The organism is Streptomyces flavofungini, from assembly GCF_014650815.1.
GTDB classification, from domain to species: domain Bacteria; phylum Actinomycetota; class Actinomycetes; order Streptomycetales; family Streptomycetaceae; genus Streptomyces; species Streptomyces flavofungini.
In genome coordinates this window covers 290072-313166 of sequence record NZ_BMVR01000006.1, presented here as the reverse complement: position 1 = coordinate 313166, position 23095 = coordinate 290072, and the positions used below count along the sequence as shown (strand labels likewise).

The window sequence follows — 23095 nt, the reverse complement described above, 5'->3', positions numbered from 1 at the left end:
AGGGCCAACGTCGTCCCTATCGCCGCTCGCGCCCCCGGAGCCCCAGTCGCCCGGGAGGTTGCCCCCATCACGACGACGGGAGTGCCGATGCGTTCCGACGCCTGGTCGCCCATGGACGGTCGCCCCGCCCCGCAAGGGATGTACGACCCCCGTAATGAGCACGACGCCTGTGGCGTCGGGTTCGTGGCCACCCTCACCGGTGAGGCGAGCCATGAGCTCGTCGAGCAGGCGCTGACCGTACTGCGCAATCTCGAACACCGCGGCGCCACCGGCTCCGAGCCCGACTCCGGCGACGGCGCCGGAATCCTCCTGCAGGTCCCGGACGCGTTCCTGCGCGAAGTGGCTGGTTTCAGCCTCCCCGAGGCGGGCGGGTACGCCGTCGGCATCGCCTTCCTGCCGCAGGACTCCGCCGAGGAATCCGTCTCACGGATCGAGACGATCGCCGCCGAAGAAGGCCTCACCGTCCTCGGCTGGCGCGACGTGCCCGTCGCCCCGACGCTGCTCGGCGCCACCGCCCGCTCGACGATGCCGGTCTTCCGCCAGCTCTTCGTCGCGGACGGCGAAAGCAGCGGGCTCGACCTGGACCGCAAGGCGTTCGTGCTGCGCAAGCGCGCCGAACGCGAGGCGGCCACCTACTTCCCGTCGCTCTCGGCCCGCACGATCGTCTACAAGGGCATGCTGACCACCGGCCAGCTGGAGCCCTTCTTCCCGGACCTGTCCGACCGCCGCTTCGCCACGGCCATCGCCCTGGTCCACTCGCGCTTCTCCACGAACACCTTCCCGAGCTGGCCGCTCGCCCACCCGTACCGCTTCGTGGCGCACAACGGTGAGATCAACACCGTCAAGGGCAACCGCAACTGGATGCGGGCCCGCGAGTCGCAGCTCGTCTCCGACGTGTTCGGGAACGGCGCCGGGGACAAGCTGGAGCGGATCTTCCCCGTCTGTACGCCGGACGCCTCCGACTCCGCCTCCTTCGACGAGGTCCTGGAACTCCTCCACCTCGGCGGGCGCTCGCTGCCGCACTCGGTCCTGATGATGATCCCGGAGGCCTGGGAGAACCACGCCTCCATGGCACCGGCCCGGCGCGCCTTCTACCAGTTCCACGCCACGATGATGGAGCCCTGGGACGGCCCGGCCTGCGTCACCTTCACCGACGGCACCCAGGTCGGCGCGGTCCTGGACCGCAACGGCCTGCGCCCCGGCCGCTACTGGGTCACCGACGACGGCCTGGTCGTCCTCGGCTCCGAGGTCGGCGTCCTGGACATCGACCCGGCGAAGGTCGTCCGCAAGGGCCGCCTGCAGCCCGGCCGGATGTTCCTCGTCGACACCGCCGAGCACCGCATCGTCGAGGACGACGAGATCAAGGCCGGCCTCGCCGCCGAGAAGCCGTACGCGGAGTGGCTTGAGGCCGGCGAGATCGAGCTGTCCGACCTGCCCGAGCGCGAGCACATCGTGCACACGCACGCCTCCGTCACGCGCCGCCAGCAGACCTTCGGCTACACCGAGGAGGAGCTGCGGATCCTGCTCGCGCCGATGGCCAAGGCCGGTGCCGAGCCGATCGGCTCGATGGGTACGGACACCCCGATCGCCGCGCTCTCCGAGCGCCCCCGGCTGATCTTCGACTACTTCACCCAGCTCTTCGCGCAGGTCACCAACCCGCCGCTGGACGCGATCCGCGAGGAGCTGGTGACGAGCCTGCGCTCCTCGCTGGGCCCGCAGGGCAACCTCCTGGACCCGACGGCCGCCTCCTGCCGCTCCGTCACCCTGCCGTTCCCGGTGATCGACAACGACGAGCTGGCCAAGCTCATCCACATCAACGCCGACGGCGACATGCCGGGTATGAAGGCCGCGACCCTGTCCGGCCTCTATCGGGTCAGCGGCGGCGGCGACGCGCTCACCGCCCGCATCGAGGAGATCTGCGCCGAGGCCGACGCCGCCATCGAGGCCGGTGCCCGCCTGATCGTGCTCTCCGACCGGCACTCCGACGCCGAGCACGCCCCGATCCCCTCGCTCCTGCTCACGGCGGCCGTCCACCACCACCTCATCCGCACCAAGCAGCGCACCCAGGTCGGCCTGCTCGTCGAGGCGGGCGACGTGCGCGAGGTGCACCACGTCGCGCTGCTCATCGGCTTCGGCGCCGCGGCCGTCAACCCGTACCTGGCGATGGAGTCGGTCGAGGACCTGGTGCGCGCGGGCACGTTCCTGCCGGGCATCGAGGCGGAGCAGGCCATCCGCAACCTCATCTACGCCCTCGGCAAGGGCGTGCTGAAGGTGATGTCCAAGATGGGCATCTCCACGGTCGCCTCCTACCGCGGCGCGCAGGTCTTCGAGGCCGTCGGCCTGGAGCAGGCCTTCGTCGAGAAGTACTTCAACGGCACCGCCTCCAAGATCGGCGGCGTCGGCATCGACGTCGTCGCCAAGGAGGTCGCCGCCCGCCACGCCAAGGCCTACCCGGCCTCCGGCGTGCCGTCCGCGCACCGCGCGCTCGACATAGGCGGTGAGTACCAGTGGCGCCGCGAGGGCGAGCCGCACCTGTTCGACCCCGACACGGTCTTCCGCCTGCAGCACTCCACGCGCAGCCGCCGCTACGACATCTTCAAGCAGTACACGGACCGCGTGAACGAGCAGTCCGAGCGCCTGATGACGCTGCGCGGCCTGTTCGGCTTCAAGAGCGAGGGGCGGGCGCCGATCCCCGTCGAGGAGGTCGAGCCCGTCTCCGAGATCGTCAAGCGCTTCTCCACCGGCGCCATGTCGTACGGATCGATCTCCCGCGAGGCGCACGAGACCCTCGCCATCGCCATGAACCAGCTCGGCGGCAAGTCCAACACCGGTGAGGGCGGCGAGGACGCCGACCGCCTCTACGACCCGGCGCGCCGCTCGGCCATCAAGCAGGTCGCCTCCGGCCGCTTCGGCGTGACCAGCGAATACCTGGTCAACGCCGACGACATCCAGATCAAGATGGCCCAGGGCGCCAAGCCCGGCGAGGGCGGCCAGCTCCCCGGCCACAAGGTCTACCCGTGGGTCGCCAAGACCCGGCACTCCACCCCCGGCGTCGGCCTGATCTCCCCGCCGCCGCACCACGACATCTACTCCATCGAGGACCTCGCCCAGCTCATCCACGACCTGAAGAACGCGAACCCGCAGGCGCGGATCCACGTGAAGCTGGTCTCCGAGGTCGGCGTCGGCACGGTCGCCGCGGGTGTCTCCAAGGCGCACGCGGACGTCGTCCTCATCTCCGGCCACGACGGCGGCACCGGCGCCTCGCCGCTCACCTCGCTCAAGCACGCGGGCGGCCCCTGGGAGCTCGGCCTCGCCGAGACCCAGCAGACCCTGCTGCTCAACGGCCTGCGCGACCGCATCGTCGTGCAGACCGACGGCCAGCTCAAGACCGGCCGTGACGTGCTCATCGCCGCGCTGCTCGGCGCCGAGGAGTTCGGCTTCGCGACGGCGCCGCTGGTCGTGTCCGGCTGCGTCATGATGCGCGTCTGCCACCTGGACACCTGCCCGGTCGGCATCGCCACACAGAACCCGGCGCTGCGCGAGCGCTTCAGCGGCAAGGCCGAGTACGTCGTCAACTTCTTCCAGTTCATCGCGCAGGAGGTCCGCGAGCTCCTCGCCGATCTTGGCTTCCGCTCCATCGAGGAGGCCGTCGGCCACGCCGAACTCCTCGACACCGAGCGGGCCGTGAACCACTGGAAGGCCCAGGGCCTGGACCTGGAACCGCTGTTCCACGTCCCGGACCTGCCCGGCGGCGCCGTGCGCCACCGCGTCGTCGCCCAGGACCACGGCCTGGCGAAGGCCCTCGACAACGAGCTGATCAAGCTCGCCGCCGACGCCCTCGCCGCCGACTCCCAGGCGGACGCCCAGCCGGTCCGCGCCCAGGTCGCCATCCGCAACATCAACCGCACGGTCGGCACCATGCTCGGCCACGAGGTGACGAAGAAGTTCGGCGGCGCGGGCCTGCCCGACGACACCATCGACATCACCTTCACCGGCTCCGCGGGCCAGTCCTTCGGCGCCTTCGTGCCGCGCGGCGTCACCCTGCGTCTGGAGGGCGACGCCAACGACTACGTCGGCAAGGGCCTCTCCGGCGGCCGCATCGTCGTCCGCCCCGACCGCGGCGCCGACCACCTCGCCGAGTACTCCACCATCGCGGGCAACACCATCGGCTACGGCGCGACCGGCGGCGAGCTGTTCCTGCGCGGCCGCACCGGCGAACGGTTCTGCGTGCGCAACTCCGGCGCCCTCGTGGTGTCCGAGGGCGTGGGCGACCACGGCTGCGAGTACATGACCGGCGGCCACGCGGTCGTGCTCGGCGAGACCGGCCGCAACTTCGCGGCCGGCATGTCGGGCGGCATCGCGTACGTCATCGACCTGGACCGCGACAACGTCAACTCCGGGAACCTGGCCGCCGTCGAGCCCCTCGACGACACCGACGAGCGGTGGCTGCACGACGTGGTGCGCCGCCACCAGGAGGAGACGGGCTCCACCGTCGCCGAGAAGCTGCTCGCCGACTGGGACACCGCGGTGACCCGCTTCAGCAGGATCATCCCCACCACGTACAAGGCAGTGCTCGCCGCCAAGGACGCCGCCGAGCGAGCCGGACTCTCCGAGTCCGAGATCACCGAGAAGATGATGGAGGCGGCGACCAATGGCTGATCCCAAGGGCTTTTTGAACCACGGCCGCGAGGTCGCCCAGACCCGCCCGGTCGGCGAGCGGCTGCGGGACTGGAACGAGGTCTACGTCCCCGGCTCGCTGCTCCCGATCATCTCCAAGCAGGCCTCGCGCTGCATGGACTGCGGCATCCCGTTCTGCCACAACGGCTGTCCGCTCGGGAACCTCATCCCCGAGTGGAACGACTACGCCTACCGCGAGGACTGGTCCGCCGCCTCCGAGCGGCTGCACGCCACGAACAACTTCCCGGAGTTCACCGGCCGGCTGTGCCCCGCCCCCTGCGAGGCGGCCTGTGTCCTCGGCATCAACCAGCCCGCCGTCACCATCAAGAACGTCGAAGTCTCCATCATCGACAAGGCGTGGGAGACCGGTGACGTGGCGCCGCAGGCGCCCGAGCGCCTGTCCGGCAAGACCGTCGCCGTCATCGGCTCGGGCCCGGCCGGTCTGGCCGCCGCCCAGCAGCTCACCCGGGCCGGGCACACCGTCGCCGTCTACGAGCGCGCCGACCGCATCGGCGGCCTGCTCCGCTACGGCATCCCCGAGTTCAAGATGGAGAAGCGGCACATCAACCGCCGCATCGAGCAGATGCGCGCGGAGGGCACCAAGTTCCGCACCGGCGTGGAGATCGGCCGCGACATCGACGCGGCGAAGCTGCGCAAGCGGTACGACGCCGTGGTCATCGCCGCCGGTGCCACCACCGCCCGTGACCTGCCCGTCCCCGGACGCGAGCTCAAGGGCGTCTACCAGGCCATGGAGTACCTGCCGCTCGCCAACAAGGTGCAGGAGGGCGACTACGTCACCACGCCCGTCTCCGCCGAGGGCAAGCACGTCGTCGTCATCGGCGGCGGCGACACCGGCGCGGACTGCGTCGGCACCGCCCACCGGCAGGGCGCGGCCTCCGTCACCCAGCTGGAGATCATGCCCCGGCCGGGAGACGAGCGGTCCGCCGGGCAGCCCTGGCCGACCTTCCCCATGCTCTACAAGGTCACCTCGGCCCACGAGGAGGGCGGCGAGCGGGTCTACTCCGTCTCGACCACGCACTTCGAGGGGTCCGCCCCCGAAGAGGGCGAGACGGTCGGGAACGTGCAGTTCCTGCACCTGGTCGAGGTCGAGTTCGTGGACGGCAAGCTCACGCAGAAGCCCGGCACGGAGCGGAAGATCCCCGCGCAGCTCGTCACCCTCGCCATGGGCTTCACCGGCACGGACCGGGAGAACGGCCTCGTGGAGCAGTTCGGGCTCGACCTCGACGCGCGCGGCAACGTCGCCCGGGACGACGAGTTCCAGACCAACGTCCCCGGCGTGTTCGTCGCCGGTGACGCCGGGCGCGGGCAGTCGCTCATCGTCTGGGCCATCGCCGAGGGGCGCTCGGCCGCGCGCGGCGTGGACCGCTTCCTCACCGGTGCGAGTGATCTTCCCGCGCCCATTCGCCCGACCGACCGGTCGCTGACGGTGTAGCCCGTCCGGCCCCTTCACACGTCCCGTACAACGGCGTACGGAACTGGCGCGACGCCTGCCTTGTCCCCGACCGGACCTTGGGTGGGCGTCGCGCTTTTGTGTGCCCTGCTCCCGGTACGCACACCGCCATTGCGTCATACGCAACGCCAGTTGCACGCCGTAGCGCACCGCGCAACGGTGATTACGGTTCGGCCGCTTCGCCGAAAGGGTCTAGACCGCCCACACTCTGTGTGACCAGAATCGCTTTCACCAAAGGAACCTGAAGGGGGCCGGCATGAAGCGACGTGTCATCGCGGCGGGTTGTATCGCCTTGACGCTCGGTCTGACCGCAACCGCGTGCGGTGGCGATGACGGCGGCGACGGCGACAGCGGCGGCAAGGCTGACGGCAAGGGCAAGACGCTCACCGTGTGGATCATGGAGGGCACGAACCCCGATCCCCGGCCCTTCTTCAAGGAGGTCGGCGCGGCCTTCGAAAAGAAGACCGGCGCCAAGATCAAGGTCGAGTACCAGCAGTGGGCGACCGCCCAGAAGAAGTTCACGACCGCCATCGAGGGCGGCGAGGACCAGGTCCCCGACGTCGCCGAGGTCGGCACCACCTGGGTGCCGCAGTTCGCCGAGACCGACGCGCTCGTCGACGTCACCGACGACGTGAAGAAGTCCGGCCTGGCCAACGACCTGGTCGAGGGCCTGAAGGACGCGGGCACGCTGGACGGCAAGCAGTACGGCATGCCGTGGTACGCGGGCGTGCGCTCCATCGTCTACCGCAAGGACATCTTCGAGAAGCACAAGCTGAAGCCGCCGACGACCTGGAAGGAACTCCAGGCCACGGCGAAGACGCTGAAGGAGAAGGAGCCGGACCTGATCCCGTTCCCGGTGGCGGGCGGCGCGGAGATGTTCGCGACCCCCTTCATCTGGGGCGCGGGCGGTGACCTCGCCACCCAGGACGGCGACAAGTGGAAGTCCGCCATCAACTCGCCCCAGTCGATCAAGGGCATCGAGTTCTACACGGGCCTCGCCACCAAGGACAAGGTCTCCCCGGCCAAGGTGAACACCTGGACCGAGAAGGAGGTCGGCGACGCCTGGAACAAGAGCCAGATCGCCATGGCCATCGGCGGCAACTGGACCCCGAAGGCGATCACGGACGCGAACCCGAAGCTCAAGGGCAAACTCGGCGCCGTCCCGATCCCCGGCCAGAACGGCGGGATGAGCAAGTCCTTCCTCGGCGGCTCCTACCTGTCCGCGTTCAACACGGACAAGAAGGAACTCGCCTGGGAGCTGGTCAAGCTCATGACGACCGGTGAGTTCGCCGCGAAGTGGGCCAAGCAGACCAACTACTTCCCCGGCCAGAACTCCGAGCTGAAGAAGATCGAGGCCCAGAAGGACCCGCTGGTCGAGCCGTTCGCGAAGCAGATGATCGAGGCCGGCGCCACGGTGCCCAAGACCAAGGCGTACGGCGAGATCCAGGCCTCGAAGGTCGTCACCGGCATGGTCCAGTCGATCATCACGGGCAAGTCGTCCGTGAAGGACGCCGCGAACAAGGCGGCCAAGGACATGGACGAGATCTTCGCCAAGGACAAGTAGGCAACAGGGACGAGTACCAACGTGAAAGACATGCTCGTCAGCGACGGCTCGAAGGACGGTTCGTCCGGCTCTTCGAGCCTTCGCTCCCACCCGTCCGACGACGGTGAGCGCGCGCGCCGCCGCAAGAAGCTCACCACCCTCACCCGCCCCTGGCTGCTCCTCGCGCCCGCACTGATCGTGCTCATCGGCCTGCTGCTGTGGCCGCTGATCCAGGTCGGCAAGCTGTCGCTGCAGGACTACGTCGTGAAATTCGGCGGCGGCAAGGGCACGTACACCGGCTTCGACAACTACACGGACCTGCTGACCGGCGATCTGCTGTGGAAGACGGTCCTGCCGAACACGGTGTTCTTCGCGTTCGCCTGTGTCGGTCTGACCGTCGCCCTCGGCACGGCCGTGGCGCTGCTCCTCAACCGCCTCGGCCCGACCTGGAAGCTGATCTGCTCGGTGTCGATCCTGGCCGCCTGGGCGATGCCCGCGGTGACCGGGACGTACGTCTGGATCTGGCTGTTCTCGCCCGAGGACGGCATGGTCAGCCAACTCGCCGACTCCATGGGCCTGATCGACGCCGAGACCACGAACTGGTTCACCGAACGGCTGCCGTTCTACGGCATCGCCACCATCAACGTGGTGCACCACGGCTTCCCGTTCGTGGCGATCACCGTCCTCGCGGGGCTCCTGACGATTCCCAAGGAGTTGTACGAGGCCGGGGAGATCGACGGCGCCAACGCCTGGCAGCGGTTCTGGAAGATCACCGTGCCGACCATCAAGCCCGTCTTCCTGGTGGTGACCATCCTCTCCACCATCTGGGACTTCAAGGTCTTCACGCAGATCTTCCTGATGCCGGGAGGCGGCGGCGAGAACCCGGACGTCTACAACCTCGGCGTGTACTCCTACATCGAGGCGTTCGCCAAGAACGACTACGGCGCGGGCGCCGCGGCGGCCGTCCTCCTGACGCTGCTCCTGCTCGCCATCACCGTCGTCTACATCCGGACACTGTTCCGGCAGGGGGAGGAGGATCTGTGAGCACCCGTCGCCCCACGCTCGCCTCGCGCGTCGGCCTGCCGCTCGCCGTCGCCGCGCTGCTGGTCTTCACGCTCTTCCCCGTCTACTGGATGGTCTCCACGGCCTTCGACCCGAAGGCGCTCACCCGCGGCTCGGACCTGCTGCCGAGCGGCATCAGCTTCGAGCACTTCGACTTCGTCTTCGACCGGGGCAACTTCGGGCAGTACCTGCTGAACTCGGCGATCGTCGGGCTCGCCACGATCCTGGCGGCGGCGCTGCTCTCGCTGTTCGCGGCGATCGCCGTGGCCCGCTTCAAGTTCAAGTTCCGCACCTCCGTACTGATCATGATCCTGATCGTGCAGATGGTGCCGCTGGAGGCCCTCGTCATCCCGCTGTTCATCCAGATGCGGGACTACGAGATGCTCAACTCGCTGCTCGGCCTGTCGATCGTCTACATCGCCCTGTCGCTGCCGTTCGCCATCTGGACCCTGCGCGGGTTCGTGGCCGCGGTGCCGAAGGAGGTCGAGGAGGCCGCGTACATCGACGGGGCGTCCTGGTTCCGGATGTTCTGGTCGGTGCTGCTGCCGCTGGTCGCGCCGGGGCTCGTCGCCACCTCGATCTTCGCCTTCATCACGGCGTGGAACGAGTTCGTGTTCGCGTACACCTTCATGAAGGGCAGCGACAAGTACACGGCGGCCGTGGGCATCTTCCAGTTCTTCGGCGAGAACACCACGTCCTGGGGTCCCGTCATGGCCAGCTCCACGCTGGTCACGGTGCCCGTCATGCTCTTCTTCGTCGTCGTCCACCGCAGGCTCGGCTCGGGCCTGGCGGCGGGGGCCGTCAAGGGCTGACGTCCGCGAGGGGGGGTACGGGTCCGGGTGCCGCGGGACGGCACCCGGCCCCGTACCCCCCTTCCGCTTGTCCCGCTGCCGCGTGCTGTCCCACGCGCTCGCCCCGCTCCCCGCCCCCGCTATTGACTATTATTCAATTTCGCTCCACTCTCGGGACCTTGAAGCCCAGCGCACCTCCGGGAGGTCCCGTGAGCACCGAAGCACTGGAGAAACTGACGACGGAACTGGGGGCCCGGCCCCCGGAGTCCTTCGCCCAAGTCCCGCCCGAACGGCTCGCGTTGCTCGCCGACGCGCTGCGCCGGGAGCGCGAGAGCAGGGCGGCCGGCCTGAACCAGGCGGCCGAGGAAGCCCTGAAGCTGGTGCCCGCGCTGGCCCGCGGGCCCGTACGCCGGATCCTCTTCCGGTAGCCGGGGGCGAGGACCGCATGGACAAGCTGCGCGCCAGGGCCGAGACTCTGAAGACCGCCCGCCTCCTCGACGTCGAGCCCGACGCGCTCGCGTTCCTGGGGGAGCTGCCCGCCGAGGACGTACGCCGTTTCCGCGGCGACTGCGTCGCGACGCTCCACGACCGGGCGCCCGACATGCTCGACCGGATCGCCTCCGCCACGAAGCTCGTGCCCGCCGGGGTCGCCGCCGCGATCTCCCAGAAGGCCCTCGGGCCGCGGCTCGCCGCCGCCGTCGCCGGGCGCCTCGAACCCGCCCGCGCCGCCGACATCATCGAGAAGCTGCCCGTCTCCTTCACCGCCGAGTCGTGCGCCCACCTCGACCCCCGGCGCATCAGCGGCATCGTCGACCGCCTCGACGAGGACCTGCTCGTCCGCATCGCCGTCGCCCTCGCCGAGCGCGCGGACCACATCACCATGGGGCGGTTCGTCGGGCACCTGCGCGACGGCGCGCTGCGGCGGATCCTGCCGCAGGTCGCCGACGCGGTGGTGCTGCGCACCGGCTTCCTCGTCGACAGCCCCGAACGGCTCGGGCACATCGTCGAGCTGATGGGTGCGGAGCGGCTCGCCGCCGTCATCGGGACGGCCGCCGCCGACGGGCTCTGGCCCGAAGCCCTCGCCGTCGCCGGGATGGTGACGGGCGAGCAGCGCGGGCGGATCGCGTCCCTCGCCGCCGCGCAGCCGCCCGAGCGGCTCGACCCGCTCGTGGTGACCGTGGCCGGGCAGGGGCTCTGGGAGTCGCTGCTCCCGCTGGTCGCGCTGCTGGGGGAGGGGGAACTCCGTACGGTAGCCGGGCTGCCGTCGTTGCGGGACCCCGATGTCCTCGGCGGGGTCGTCCCCGCGGTCGTCGCCACCGGGCTCTGGGGGGAGTTCCTGCCCCTCGTGGAGGTGCTGCCCTCGGACTCCCGGCGGGTCGTCGCCGCGCGCGCCGCGATGCTCTCCGACGCGGAGTTGGACGCCCTCGTCCGCGAGGTCGGCAAGCGGGACCTCTGGGACCTGGTGCTGCCCCTCGTGGAGCTCATGGACGACGCGGCGAAGGTCAGGATCTTCGCCCTCCCGGCGTTCGAGGACCGCCCTGCCTAAGCGGCCCTCCTGGTCGCGGGGCGCCCTGGCCGCTTCGTCTGCACGTTGCCCGGGGCGGGCGCCGGTCGCGCTGCGCGCTCGTCCTCAAGCGCCGGACGGGCTGCTTTCCCCACCCGCCCGCCCTTCTCCCCTCCGGGGGGCGGGGGCCTGGGGTCTGAAGAGGCCGGGTGTGTCTGGGCGTTGCCCGGGGCGGGCGTCGGTCGCCCTGCGGGCTCGTCCTCAAGCGCCGGACGGGCTGTTTTCCGCTGTACGTTGCCCGGGGTCGGCGCCGGTCGCCCTGCGGGCTCGTCCTCAAGCGCCGGACGGGCTCTGCCCGCGCTGGCCTGGCCCCGGGTTGGGGCGGGCGGGGGCGCGGGTCAGGGGGGGGTGTGCGGTAGCGGAGGGGGGGATGCGTGGGGGCGGTGGTGGGTGGGGGAGCATGTGGGGGTGACTGTTGAGGGTGGGGCTTTGTTGACGTACGAGGGCACCTCGCGGGTTGGGCGGGGAGCTGGGGTGGGGCTGCATTTCCATGAGGCCGGGCCCGTCGGGCGGGACGTGCCCGTGTTGGTGATGTTGCACGGGGGTGGGCCGGGGGCCAGTGCCTGGGGGGCCTTCGGGGGCCTGCTGCCCGTGTTCGCCGGGCGGTTTCGGACGCTGCTCGTCGATCTGCCGGGGTTCGGGCGGTCGGACAAGCCCGAGCTGGACAAGGACGTGTTCTCGTTCGGGGCGGAGGCCGTGGCGGGGCTGCTGGCCGGGCTCGGGGTGGAGAAGGCGCACTTCGCGGGGGTGTCGCTGGGGGGCGGGGTGGCCGTTCGGGTGGCGCTCGACCGGCCGGAGATGGTTGACCGGCTGCTGCTGACCGCGCCCGCGGGGCTCTCGCTCAACCTCTTCACCGCTGAGCCGACCGAAGGCGTCAAGCGGCTCATCGAGTTCGGCGTCGCCCCCGAACCGACCCGCGAGCACGTGCGGGCCTTCCTCGGTTCGCTCGTCCACGACCCGTCCCGCGTGACCGACGCACTCGTCGAGGAGCGGTACGCGGCGGCCCTCGACCCGGGCGCCCGCCTCGGCGCCCAGCGGCTCGGCGCGGCCTTCGCCAAGTGGCCCGAGGGGTCCATGCTGTGGCGCGAGGCGCACCGTGTCACCCGGCCGACGCTGCTGACGTGGGGCCGGGAGGACCGGGTCAACCCCGTCGACGGGGCGTTCGTCGCGCTGAAGGCGATGCCCGACGCCCGGCTGCACGTGTTCCCGCGGTGCGGACATCTGGCGTACGAGGAGCGGGAGGCGGAATTCCTGCGCCTGGCCGTCGACTTCCTCGAAGGCTGACCGGTTCCTCGAAGGCTGACCGGGGCGCCCCGCCCGGCCCGTACCCTGGAGGGATGGGCGCGGCGATCAGTCTCGACAAGGTGCGGGCCGTGGCGCCCGGCCTCGTCAGTCTCTACAAGACGGCGGGCGAGCGGCTGCGGGCCCACGGCCTGGAGGGTGAGCGCGCCGCCGTGTATCTGGTCGTCGACCACTCCGGCTCGATGCGGCCGTACTTCGACGACGGCAGCGTGCAGGGCCTCGCGGACCGCGTGCTCGGCCTCTCCGCGCACCTGGACGACGACGGAGTCGTACCCGCCGTCTTCTTCTCCACGGACGTGGACGCGGTCGTCGACGTCGAACTGACCGGCCACCAGGGCCGTGTCGCACAGATCGTCGCCGGACTCGGCCACATGGGGCGGACGAACTACCACGTCGCCATGGACGCCGTCATCGACCACTACCTGGACTGCGGCGCCACCGACCCCGCCCTCGTCGTCTTCCAGACCGACGGCGGCCCGCTGAACAGGGCCGCCGCCGAGCGGTACCTGTGCAAGGCGGCGAAGCTGCCGCTGTTCTGGCAGTTCATCGGCTTCGGCAACCCCGCCAGCAAGCAGTTCGACTATCTGCGCAGGCTCGACGAACTGCCCGTCCCCGGGCGCCGCGTCGTCGACAACGCCGGGTTCTTCCACCTCGGCAAGGACCCGGTCGCCGTCTCGGACGACTTCCTGTACGACCACCTCGTCGCCGAGTTCCCGCAGTGGCTGGCCGCGGCGCGCGAGCACGGCATCGTCGCGCCCCGCACCACGGCTCCCTAGTTCGACCCGCCCCGGCTCAACCCACCATCGCCCGCCGCAACGTGACCAGCGTGCCCGCGTCCAACCCGAGCCCCTTCGTCAGATAGCCCCCGAAGCCCCCGTACCGGCTCGTCACCTCGGCGAGCGCCGCGTCCAGATAGCCGCCGCGGACCTCCTGGAGCGGGATCAGCAGATCCGGGTTCTGCATCATGCCCGTCTGCTGGAGCGTCTCGCGCAGTTTCGCGTCGTACGCCGCACGGAAGGTGTTGGACGCCAAGTAGTCGTCAACGGCGGTGCGTTCGGGCACCCCCACGGCGCGCAGCAGGACGTACGTCGTCCAGCCCGTGCGGTCCTTGCCCGACGTGCAGTGGTAGAGGAGCGGCGCGGCCGAGCCGCCCGCCGCGATGTCGCGCAGCGTCGCGCCGAACTGCGCGCGGTCCGTGGCGTCCGTGACGAACGTGCGGTACACGTCCCGCATGAACGCCTCGGCCTTCCCGCCACCCAGCAGCTCCTCCTGCCGGACCGGGTCCCGCGAGCCGATCACGGTCATGAGCTGCTGGAACAGGCCGTTGTCGGTGACGGGCCGCGCCGTCACCGCGAGCCCGGCGGGCAGCCGGTCCGGGCCGTCGTGGCGGACCTCCTCCGCGACCCGGAAGTCCACCACCTTCCGCAGCCGCAGCCCGGCCAGCGTCGCGACGTCCCCGTCCGTGAGCTTGCTGAGCGCGTCCGCGCGGAAGACCCGGCCGTGCCGCACCCGCTCGCCGTCATAGGTGCGGTAGCCGCCCACGTCACGGACGTTGACGGCCCCCCGGAGCGGGATCTGCCGGGGTGATTCGGAGGTGTGGGGGTGCGTGTACGAGGGCCGGGGTGCCGTCGGCGCGGCGTGCGCCGTCAGCGTCGGTGCGGTGCCGAGGACGAGCGTGAGGACCGCGACCGTGGCCGCCGTACGGGTGCGAGTGCTGCGCATCGGGCCGCCTTTCCGTACCTGTCGCCGTCCGGCCAAACAATTGTTTGGCCGGGATCGGGTGGGACGGTAACGGCGGCCCGTCGAAGGGGGAAGGCGCGTACGAAGGTTATTTGACGGAGCGTCAATACGGGGGAGGTGGTGCGGGGCGGGTGGGGGCGGGGGTGCCTACTGGGCGAGCCGCGCCGCCGCCCGGCGCTGGCGGTCCGCCGCGCCGTCCAGGAAGCGGATCACCGTCTCCAGCTCCTCGACCGTGAACTCCTCGCAGAGCGCCTCCACTTCGCGCGCCCAGTCCGCGAAGACCTCCGACAGGCCCGCCATCTTCTCGGTGCGGAACTCCACGAGGACCCGGCGCTTGTCGGTGGGGTGCTTCACCCGGCGGGCGAAGCCCTTGGACTCCAGGCGGTCGACGAGGCCCGTCACGGACGCGGGTGCGAGGCCTGTCTCGGCCGCGAGGTCCTTGGCGGTGAGCGGGCCCTTGCGCATGAGCAGGTCGAGGGTCTTGCTCTCGGTGGCGTTCAGGCCCTGCCGGGCGGCGACGGCCGAGTGGAACATCACGGTGACCGCGCTGTTGGCCCGGCCCGCGGCGGAGAGCCGGGCGACGACATCGGCGCGCTCCGGCGTCCGCTCCCGCCCCGCCTCCGGCGACTGGTCCTGCTGCGTACGGCTCTTCGGCATGGCCCGAGCCTAGCAAAAAGTTCGTTCGGTCGAACGAAAGACTTGTGGAGGGTGGTCGCCCCGTGCAACTCTTTCGTTCGTCCGAACGAAATAAATCCGAGGAGCCCGGGAGCCCGACATGACCGCCAACCTGACCACGCCGCGAGCCGACGCCGCGGCCCCGCACCCCCGGCGCTGGGCGGCCGCCGTCGTGATGATGGTCGCCGCCCTCATGGACCTGCTCGACGTGACGATCGTGAACGTCGCGATCCCGTCGATGGGGCGGGACCTCGGCGCGTCCGAGAGCGCGCTGCAGTGGATCGTCTCCGCCTATCTGCTCGGCTTCGCCGCCACCCTGATCGTCGCCGGGCACCTCGGCGACCGGTACGGCCGCAAGGTCCTGTTCCTGACCGGTACCGGCGGCTTCGGCCTGGCGAGCCTGGCCTGCGGGATCGCGCAGACGCCGGGACAGCTGGTGGCCGCGCGCGCCGTGCAGGGCGTCATGGCCGCGCTCCTGATGCCGCAGGTCCTCGGCTCGTTCCGCACCCTGTTCCGGGGCAAGGAGCGCGGTGCGGCCTTCGGGATGTACGGGGCCGTCGCCGGGTTCGCGTCCGCGATCGGGCTGCTCCTCGGCGGGGTGCTCACCGACGCCGACCTGTTCGGCTGGGGCTGGCGCTCGGTGTTCCTGGTGAACATCCCCGTGGCCGCCGCCACCCTCGTCGCCGGGGCCGTCCTCGTACCGGCCACCCGGGAGCGCTCCGCCGGACGGCCCGACGTGCTCGGCAGCCTGGTCCTCGCCGGGGCGCTCGTCGCCGTCGTACTGCCGCTCGCCCAGGGCCGCGCCAACGGCTGGCCGGTGTGGGGCTGGGTGTGCCTGGGCGCCGGGGTCGCCGCGCTCGCCGGGCTCGGCGTGGCCGAAGGGCGGCGCCGCTCGCACCCCTCCCGTCGCGTCGTACCCCTGCTGCCCGCCCGCGCCTTCAAGCTGCCCGCGTTCTCCGTGGGCGTCCTCGTGCAGCTCCTCTTCTCCGTCGGCATGCAGGGCTTCTTCCTGGTCTTCGCGATCTGGCTGCAGGGCGGCGAGGGCTACACGCCGACGCAGGCCGGACTCGTCACCGTCGCGTTCTCCGTCGGCGGCTTCCTGACCGCGCCCGCCGCGGACGCGCTCGCCCTGCGCTTCGGACGGCTCGTGCTCGCCGCCGGGTCGCTCCTGATGGCGGGCGGCTTCGCCTGGGTGTGGTCGGCGGTGGCGGACGCGGGCCCCGGGCACACCGGGGCGTGGCCGCTGGTGCCGGGCCTGGTCGTGGCGGGCGCGGGGCTCGGCCTGCTGGTCGTACCGCTGGTGAACGTGGTCCTTTCGGCCGTGCCCGGCGACCTCGCGGGCGGGGCGTCCGGGATCTTCGCCACGGCCCAGCAGTTCGGCGGGGCGCTGGGCGCGGCGATCATCGGGACCGTGTTCTTCAACCATGTCGCGGCTGGATCGGCTGGATCGGCTGGATCGGCTGGACCGTCCGGGGCGTCGGGACCGTCCGGCGCGCACGGCGCCGCGGGTGCGGCGACGGGGCTCACCGACGCGCTCGGTGCCGCGATGCCGTGGGTGGTGGCCGCCTTCGCGCTCTGCGCGCTGCTGTGTCCGGCGCTGCCGGGGCGGGCGGTGGAGCGGCCCGAATGAGGCGTACGCCGCCCTCGCTGCCCGGTTCCCGGAAGGCTCCTGCTTGCGGGAGCCGGGCGCATGTTAAGGTTAACCGTTGCAGTTTTGGTACCCATGAACTTTATGTGCGCCTGACGGAACGCTTCCGAGGGCGCATTATTTTGTTTTTCCGGCTCTTTTGCGGGCCGGACCCCGGTCTCTCCGGATGGGGGTCCTTGCAGCGCTTGGGAGAACCACAATTCCGTGGCTCTCCTTAATCTGCCCCTGTTGAGGAGATTGACATGGCAACTGGAACCGTGAAGTGGTTCAACTCGGAAAAGGGCTTCGGCTTCATCGAGCAGGACGGCGGCGGCCCCGACGTCTTCGCCCACTACTCCAACATCGCCAGCTCCGGCTTCCGTGAGCTCGTGGAGGGCCAGAAGGTCTCCTTCGAGGTGACCCAGGGCCAGAAGGGCCTGCAGGCCGAGAACATCGTTCCCGCCTGATCGTCGCTTCTCGCGAACCTCGCAGCCGGGGCCCGCACCACCACGGTGCGGGTCCCGGCTTGTGTGCTGTCACCGGCCAGGAAGGCTTGCCCCATGAATCGCCCCGACCGTCCCGCGCGCCCCGCCCGTCGGCGCTCATCGAATGACCGCACGGCAGGCTCGGCCACCCGCGGCTCGGCAGGCCAGACCACCCGCGGCGGTGCCGGCTCGGCCACCCGCGGGCAGGCCACGGGCGACGCCGGTCGGAAGAGCGGCGCCACCACGGGCGGCACCAACGGCACCCGGAACGCGAGCGGCACACGCGGCGCCAGCTCCAACGGCACCCGCGGCGCCAACTCCAACGGCACGCGCAACGCGAAGAGCACCGCCGACGGCGGCAAGCGCCCCGCGAACGGCGGCGGCCGAGGCGGCCGCAAGTCCGCCCGCCCCGCCCCCGCGCGCACCGCGCCCGCCGACTTCGCGCTGCCCGAGAGCACCACCCCCGCACTGCCCGCAGTCGAGGGGTTCGAAGACCTCGACATGCCCGAGGCGCTGCTGAAGACCCTCGCCGCGCAGGGCGTCACCACCCCCTTCCCGATCCAGGCCGCGACCCTGCCGAACTCCCTCGCCGGACGCGACGTGCTCGGCCGCGGCCGCACCGGCTCCGGCAAGACCCTCGCCTTCGGCCTGGCGCTGCTCGGCCGCACCGCTGGCCGTCGCGCCGAGCCCGGCAAGCCGCTCGCCCTGGTCCTCGTACCCACGCGCGAGCTGGCGCAGCAGGTCACCGACGCCCTCGCGCCGTACGCCACGTCCGTGAACCTGCGCGTCGCGGCCGTCGTCGGCGGCATGTCGATCAACAAGCAGGCCGCGACGCTGCGCCGCGGCGTCGAGGTCCTGGTGGCCACGCCGGGCCGTCTGAAGGACCTCATCGAGCGCGGCGACTGTGCCCTCGGCCAGGTCCGCGTCACCGTCCTCGACGAGGCCGACCAGATGGCCGACATGGGCTTCCTGCCGCAGGTCACCGCGCTGCTCGGGCAGGTGGCGCCGGGCGGCCAGACGATGCTGTTCTCGGCGACCCTGGACCGCAACGTCGACCGGCTCGTCCGCGGCTACCTGAGCGACCCCGTCGTGCACTCCGTCGACCCCTCCGCGGGCGCGGTGACCACGATGGAGCACCACGTCCTGTACGTGGCCGACGAGACCGACAAGAAGGCCGTCGCCCTGCGCATCGCCGCCCGCGACGGCAACGTCATCCTGTTCCTGCACACCAAGCGTGCCGTGGACCGCTTCACCAAGCGGCTCCTCGCCAACGGCGTGCGCGCCTCCGGCCTGCACGGCGGCCGTTCGCAGCCGCAGCGCAACCGCACCCTGGAGCAGTTCAAGAGCGGCGAGGTCACCGCGCTCGTCGCCACCAACGTGGCCGCCCGCGGCATCCACGTCGACGACCTCGACCTGGTCGTGAACGTCGACCCGCCCGCCGACCACAAGGACTACCTGCACCGCGGCGGCCGCACCGCCCGCGCCGGGGAGTCCGGGCGCGTCGTCACGCTCGTCCTGCCCGAGGAGAAGCGCGAGGTGGCCCGCCTGATGTCCGACGCGGGCATCAAGCCGGAGGCCGTCGCCGTCCGCTCGTCCTCAGCGGAACTCGTCACCATCACCGGGGCGCGCGAGCCCTCCGGCGTGCCGGTCGTCATCGCGCCGCCCGTGCAGGTCGTGGCGCAGCGCAAGGCCCCCGCGCAGCGCCGGGCCGCGGGCGCCGGAGCCGGGGGAGCGGGTGGCGCCGGTGGCGGTGCCCGCCGTCGCGGCGGCCGTGGCCGCGGGGGCGGCCGGAGCCGCAACGCCGCCTGACACCCAGGGGCAGCCGAATGACGCGAAACGGCGTGGGCGCGAGCCCACGCCGTTTCGCGTATCGCCGTCGTGTCCCGGCAAGCGCAGCCGTCCCACGCGGCACGCGCGCGTTTCACGTGTCGCAGTCGAGCACCGTCCGGCACAGCCCGCACCGCGCCCGCATCCGCCCCCGCGCGGGCACCCGGATGCGCTGGTGGCAGGTCGGGCACGGGAACGACACCCGCAGCGGCCCGGTGCCGTCCGCGGGCGAGAAGGCGTACGGGCCACCGGGCCGGGGCCCCGTCGCCGTGCCGTGGTCCTGGGCGTAGCGCCGGTCCTTGGCGTACCGCCGCCGGCCCGCCCAGCCCGCCGCCGTCAGCGGGGGCTGCTGCTCGTCCTGCCGGGCGCGGGCGAGGCCCTTCGTATACGCCGTGTACGCCTGCGGGCTGGTGAACCACGTCTCGGGGGCCTCGCCGAACGCGATCGCCCGCTTGGCGAGGACGTACCCGAACTCCTCCGGCGTCAGGTAGCCGAGCTTCTGCGACGAGGCGCGGTCCTCGCGGTAGGCGTCCAGGAGCAGCCAGCCCGCGCCCAGGTACGTCGTCGCCGTGTCGGTCAGGATCTCGTTGGCGCGCGTGCCCGGGAACGACAGGCCGAGGCGGTGCAGATACACGTGCATCACCTCGTGCGCGAGGGCCGCGCCGATGTCCCTGCGGTGCGTGCGGAAACGGTCGTTGAGCTCGATGAAGTACTCGGGGCCCGCGGCCAGTTCGACGGACGCCGCGTGCTGCATCTCCCGGAACGACACGATCATCCGGGCGTCCGGAAGCCGCAGCTGCCGCACCATTTCCCGGGCGACGCGCTGTGCGCCCAGATACAGATCGTCCTGGTCGCAGAAGGCCACGTCGGCCGGGGCGACGCTGGTGTCGAAGGTGTGCACGGTGTCGTACGAGAGCCGTCGGTAGAGCGCGGTGATGGCCGCGTGCACCGTCTCCAGATGCGGATAGCCGTGCTCCACCGGGCCGCCGTTCGCCACGCCCTCACCCCTCGCGCACCGTCCGATTCGTCCCCACTGTACGGGGGTTGTTCGCACCGGTAACCAGCCCGGGCGCCAACGCCTGGCCGAAAACCGCCCCTTGTCGCCCCCGCGCGGCCCTCCTCATAATCCAACAACGCTTGGCGGGCTCATGCCACGCAGTGTGTCTCTGGCACGTGCGGCATGGGCCCGCCGCGTGCGCAACCCCCCACAACTCCCACGAAGGGGCAAGACGTTGAAGAAGTTCAGTGGAGTCAAGAGAGCCGCGGTCCTCGGGTCCGTCGTCCTCGGGTTCGCCAGCCTGCAGCCCATCGCCGCCCAGGCGGCCCCGCACCCCGGCCCGAACCCGGGCGAGCGCGTCGTCGGCGGCGTGAAGGCCAAGCAGGGTGAATTCCCGTTCATGGTCCGGCTCTCCATGGGCTGTGGCGGCTCCCTGCTCAAGAAGGACGTCGTCCTGACCGCGGCACACTGTGTCGACGGCTCGGGCAACAACACCTCCATCACCGCCACCGGTGGCGTCGTCGACCTGCAGAGCTCCAGCGCGGTCAAGGTCAAGTCCACCAAGGTCCTGCAGGCCCCCGGCTACAACGGCAAGGGCAAGGACTGGGCGCTGATCAAGCTCGCCAAGCCGATCAACCAGCCCACGCTGAAGATCGCCACCACGAACAAGTACAACAACGGCGACTTCACCGTCGCGGGCTGGGGTGCCGACCGCGAGGGCGGCGCGCAGCAGCGCTACCTGCTCAAGGCCACCGTGCCCTTCGTGAGCGACGCCGACTGCCAGTCCGCCTACAGCGGCGACATCATCCCCGGCGAGGAGATCTGCGCCGGCAAGCTCAACGTGGGTGGCGTCGACACCTGCCAGGGCGACTCCGGCGGCCCCATGTTCCGCAAGGACGAGGCCGGTCAGTACATCCAGGTCGGCATCGTCAGCTGGGGCAACGGCTGCGCCCGCCCGAAGTTCCCCGGTGTCTACACCGAGGTGTCGACCTTCGCGGCCGACATAACCAAGTACGCGGGCCAGCTCTGACACCCCGGGCGCCCCGGGCGCCCGTGCGGTGAACGGCTGAGCCGCGGGGCCGGGTCACGACGACCCGGTCCCGTTTCCGCGCTCGCGCTCGCGCCCGGCCCGGCCTCGTGCCCGCGCCCGGCCGCGCCCGCCTGCCCCGCCCCCGCTTCGTATGCCCATATATGGGACACTCGGGGGCGTACGTGACAGGCGCGGCAAGGGCGGACGACGGCACATGGCGATCACGGTGGTCATCGCGGACGACCAGGACATGGTCCGCACCGGCTTCCGCATGATCCTGGAGAGCCAGCCCGACATCGAGGTCCTCGCCGACGTCACCGACGGCGAGGCCGCGCTCGCCGCCGTCGCCCGCCACGACCCCGACGTGCTGCTCCTCGACATCCGCATGCCGCGCCTCGACGGCCTCGAAGTCACCCGCCGCCTGGCCGCCCGCGCCGGGGTCCGCCCCCGCATCGTCATCGTCACCACCTTCGACCTTGACGAGTACGTGCACGCGGCCCTGGGCGCCGGCGCCAGCGGCTTCCTGCTGAAGAACGCGAGCCCCGCCATGCTGGTGGAGGCGGTGCGCGCGGCGGCCGTCGGCGACGCGCTCGTCTCGCCCGCGATCACCGTACGACTGCTGCGGGAACTGGCAGCCGGAGCCGCCACGGACACCGGCACCCCCGCCCCCTCCGAACCCCTCACCCAGCGCGAGCAGGACGTCGTCCGTGCGCTCGCCCGCGGCCGCACCAACAACGAGATCGCCGCCGAACTCTTCGTCTCCCTGTCCACGGTCAAGTCCCACCTCGCCAACGTCCAGGCCAAACTGGACGCCCGCAACCGCGTCGAGATCGCCGCCTGGGCCTGGGAGTCCGGCCTCGCCACCCGCACGCCGTGACCACCGAGATCCTCGACCGGTACGCGCGCCTCCTCGACCGGCACCCCGCCCGCCGCACCGCCGCCCGCCTGCTGCTCGCCGCCGTCCTCGTCCTGCTCGTCACCGTCGAGGGCCTGACCCTGGCCCGACAGCCCACCGGGCCCCGCGCCGCCATCTGGACGGCGGGCATCCTCTGCTGCCTGTGCGCCGTCCCCTGGGGCCGCCCGGCCCTCGCCACCCGCGCGTGGCTCGCCGCCTGCGTCTCCTGGGCGGCCACCCTGTACGTGTTCGTCAGCGCCCGGCCGCAGCTCGTCTGGGGCATGGGCGAGGCCATCGCCCTGCTGGTGCTGCTCACCGGCGTCCTGCTGCGACTGCCCGCCCGCCGGGCCGCCGTCCTCGGGCCGCTCCTGGCGCTCGCCTGCGTGGCCGCGCCGGTGCGCGACGCCTCTCCGGGCCGGTTCACGCTCCTGTTCTCCGCGCTGGCCGCCGTGGTGAGCGCCTTCTCACTGCTCCTACGCGCCCAGCAGGCGCAGCGCGTCCGCGACATCGAGGCCGTGCGCGCCGCCGAACGGCTCGAACTCGCCAGGGAACTGCACGATCTGGTCGCCCACCACGTCACCGGAATCGTCGTGCAGGCCCGTGCCGCGTCCTTCACCGAAGTCGGCGCCGACGCCGCCACCAGCACTTTCGTGCGGATCGCGGACGCGGGCGACGAGGCGCTCGGCGCGATGCGGCGCCTGGTGCGGGTCCTGCGCGAAGGCGAGGCCCGCACCGTGCCCGTGGCCGGTCTGGCCGAACTGCGCGAGTTGTCCGAGGCGTTCACCGTCACGGGCCCGCCGGTCACGGTGCAGGTGGAACGCGGCCTTCAGGAGCGGCTTCCGGCCGATCTCGCGGCCACCGCACACCACATCGTCCGCGAGGCACTGACGAACGTACGCAAACACGCCACCGGCGTCTCGGCGGTGCGGGTCGGCGTGCGGGTCGTCGAGGGCGGCGTGGAGGTGCGGGTGGCGGACGACGGGGGGCGGCGCGGGGCGGGCGGGCCGGTGCCGGAGCCCGAGGCGGGCGCGGCCCGGGGCCCGGGCGAGCGGGGCGGGTTCGGGCTCGTCGGCCTTGAGGAGCGGGTCACGGCGCTCGGCGGGACGCTGACCGCGGGGCCCGGCACGGAGGGCGGGTGGGAGGTGCGGGCCGTGCTGCCGTACGGGCAGGGAGCGGCGGGGTAGCGGGGGCTGCCGCGGCGAAGGGGGCGGGGTAGCGGGGCTGTCACGGCGATGGTGGCGCCGACCCGGGCCGACCGGGCCGACCATGCGGGCCCGCCCCGCCCGGCCGCCCCGGGACGTTAGTCCAACACCTCTCCCTCCTTTGTCCATGGGCGCCCTCGTCCCGTGCGGCGCATCGTGACCGTCACGAATTCACGTCACGGAATCCGTCCCGTCGCGAATTCCGTT

Annotated in this window: 18 protein-coding genes; 15 read left to right on the top strand and 3 right to left on the bottom strand. The window is 71.6% G+C overall.

The annotated features are described in order from the left end of the window. Positions 1-138: 138 nt before the first annotated feature. The 9 genes from gltB (at position 139) to IE274_RS17800 (ending at position 13186) form a co-directional block, all read left to right on the top strand. Complete coding sequence (gene gltB / locus IE274_RS17840; protein WP_190117049.1) at positions 139-4659, top strand: glutamate synthase large subunit; 4521 nt, start codon at positions 139-141, stop codon at positions 4657-4659. Beyond that, positions 4652-6130, top strand: coding sequence for a glutamate synthase subunit beta (locus tag IE274_RS17835; RefSeq protein ID WP_190116766.1), 1479 nt, complete (start codon positions 4652-4654; stop codon positions 6128-6130). The genes gltB and IE274_RS17835 overlap by 8 nt, the downstream gene beginning before the upstream one ends. 310 nt (positions 6131-6440) lie before the next feature. Beyond that, on the top strand, positions 6441-7712 hold the full coding sequence (locus IE274_RS17830; RefSeq protein ID WP_229909623.1) for a sugar ABC transporter substrate-binding protein: 1272 nt from the start codon (positions 6441-6443) through the stop codon (positions 7710-7712). Positions 7713-7742: 30 nt separating this feature from the next. Further along, positions 7743-8735 carry a carbohydrate ABC transporter permease gene (locus IE274_RS17825; protein ID WP_190116764.1) on the top strand — a complete coding sequence of 331 codons (993 nt, stop codon included), beginning with the start codon at positions 7743-7745 and terminating at the stop codon, positions 8733-8735. After that, entirely contained in the window at positions 8732-9565 is an 834-nt protein-coding gene (locus IE274_RS17820; RefSeq protein WP_190116763.1) for a carbohydrate ABC transporter permease, read from the top strand. The genes IE274_RS17825 and IE274_RS17820 overlap by 4 nt, the downstream gene beginning before the upstream one ends. A gap of 188 nt (positions 9566-9753) precedes the next feature. Beyond that, positions 9754-9972, top strand: a complete 219-nt coding sequence (locus tag IE274_RS17815) for a hypothetical protein (RefSeq protein ID WP_190116762.1) — start codon at positions 9754-9756, stop codon at positions 9970-9972. A gap of 17 nt (positions 9973-9989) precedes the next feature. Further along, positions 9990-11090: a hypothetical protein gene (locus IE274_RS17810; RefSeq protein ID WP_190116761.1), complete on the top strand. Its 1101-nt coding sequence runs from the start codon at positions 9990-9992 to the stop codon at positions 11088-11090. Positions 11091-11582: 492 nt separating this feature from the next. Further along, positions 11583-12392, top strand: coding sequence for an alpha/beta fold hydrolase (locus tag IE274_RS17805; RefSeq protein ID WP_268255578.1), 810 nt, complete (start codon positions 11583-11585; stop codon positions 12390-12392). 53 nt (positions 12393-12445) lie between these two features. After that, positions 12446-13186 carry a VWA domain-containing protein gene (locus tag IE274_RS17800; protein ID WP_190116760.1) on the top strand — a complete coding sequence of 247 codons (741 nt, stop codon included), beginning with the start codon at positions 12446-12448 and terminating at the stop codon, positions 13184-13186. Between the two features lie 16 nt (positions 13187-13202). Here IE274_RS17800 and IE274_RS17795 read toward each other — a convergent pair whose 3' ends face one another. Both IE274_RS17795 and IE274_RS17790 read right to left on the bottom strand, forming a co-directional pair. After that, positions 13203-14132 carry a tyrosine-protein phosphatase gene (locus IE274_RS17795; RefSeq protein ID WP_190116759.1) on the bottom strand — a complete coding sequence of 310 codons (930 nt, stop codon included), beginning with the start codon at positions 14130-14132 and terminating at the stop codon, positions 13203-13205. Between the two features lie 165 nt (positions 14133-14297). Beyond that, positions 14298-14807 carry a MarR family winged helix-turn-helix transcriptional regulator gene (locus tag IE274_RS17790; protein WP_190116758.1) on the bottom strand — a complete coding sequence of 170 codons (510 nt, stop codon included), beginning with the start codon at positions 14805-14807 and terminating at the stop codon, positions 14298-14300. A gap of 118 nt (positions 14808-14925) precedes the next feature. On the opposite strand from IE274_RS17790, the gene IE274_RS17785 reads away from it, so the two are divergent. From IE274_RS17785 to IE274_RS17775, 3 genes are all read left to right on the top strand, one after another. Then, positions 14926-16455: an MFS transporter gene (locus IE274_RS17785; RefSeq protein WP_190116757.1), complete on the top strand. Its 1530-nt coding sequence runs from the start codon at positions 14926-14928 to the stop codon at positions 16453-16455. A gap of 260 nt (positions 16456-16715) precedes the next feature. Next, positions 16716-16919: a cold-shock protein gene (locus IE274_RS17780; RefSeq protein WP_055556530.1), complete on the top strand. Its 204-nt coding sequence runs from the start codon at positions 16716-16718 to the stop codon at positions 16917-16919. A gap of 93 nt (positions 16920-17012) precedes the next feature. Then, complete coding sequence (locus tag IE274_RS17775; protein WP_229909622.1) at positions 17013-18746, top strand: DEAD/DEAH box helicase; 1734 nt, start codon at positions 17013-17015, stop codon at positions 18744-18746. Between the two features lie 112 nt (positions 18747-18858). On the opposite strand, the gene IE274_RS17770 is transcribed toward IE274_RS17775, so the two are convergent. Beyond that, a complete protein-coding gene (locus IE274_RS17770; RefSeq protein WP_190116756.1) occupies positions 18859-19761 on the bottom strand; it encodes a hypothetical protein in 903 nt (300 codons plus the stop codon). Positions 19762-19996: 235 nt separating this feature from the next. Between IE274_RS17770 and IE274_RS17765 the strand changes: the two genes are divergently transcribed. From IE274_RS17765 to IE274_RS17755, 3 genes are all read left to right on the top strand, one after another. Continuing rightward, entirely contained in the window at positions 19997-20791 is a 795-nt protein-coding gene (locus IE274_RS17765) for a S1 family peptidase (protein WP_190116755.1), read from the top strand. Positions 20792-21005: 214 nt separating this feature from the next. Next, positions 21006-21668 (top strand): response regulator, encoded by a 663-nt coding sequence (locus IE274_RS17760; protein ID WP_190116754.1) that lies wholly within the window; start codon positions 21006-21008, stop codon positions 21666-21668. After that, positions 21665-22870, top strand: coding sequence for a sensor histidine kinase (locus IE274_RS17755; RefSeq protein ID WP_190116753.1), 1206 nt, complete (start codon positions 21665-21667; stop codon positions 22868-22870). The genes IE274_RS17760 and IE274_RS17755 overlap by 4 nt, the downstream gene beginning before the upstream one ends. Positions 22871-23095 lie beyond the last annotated feature (225 nt).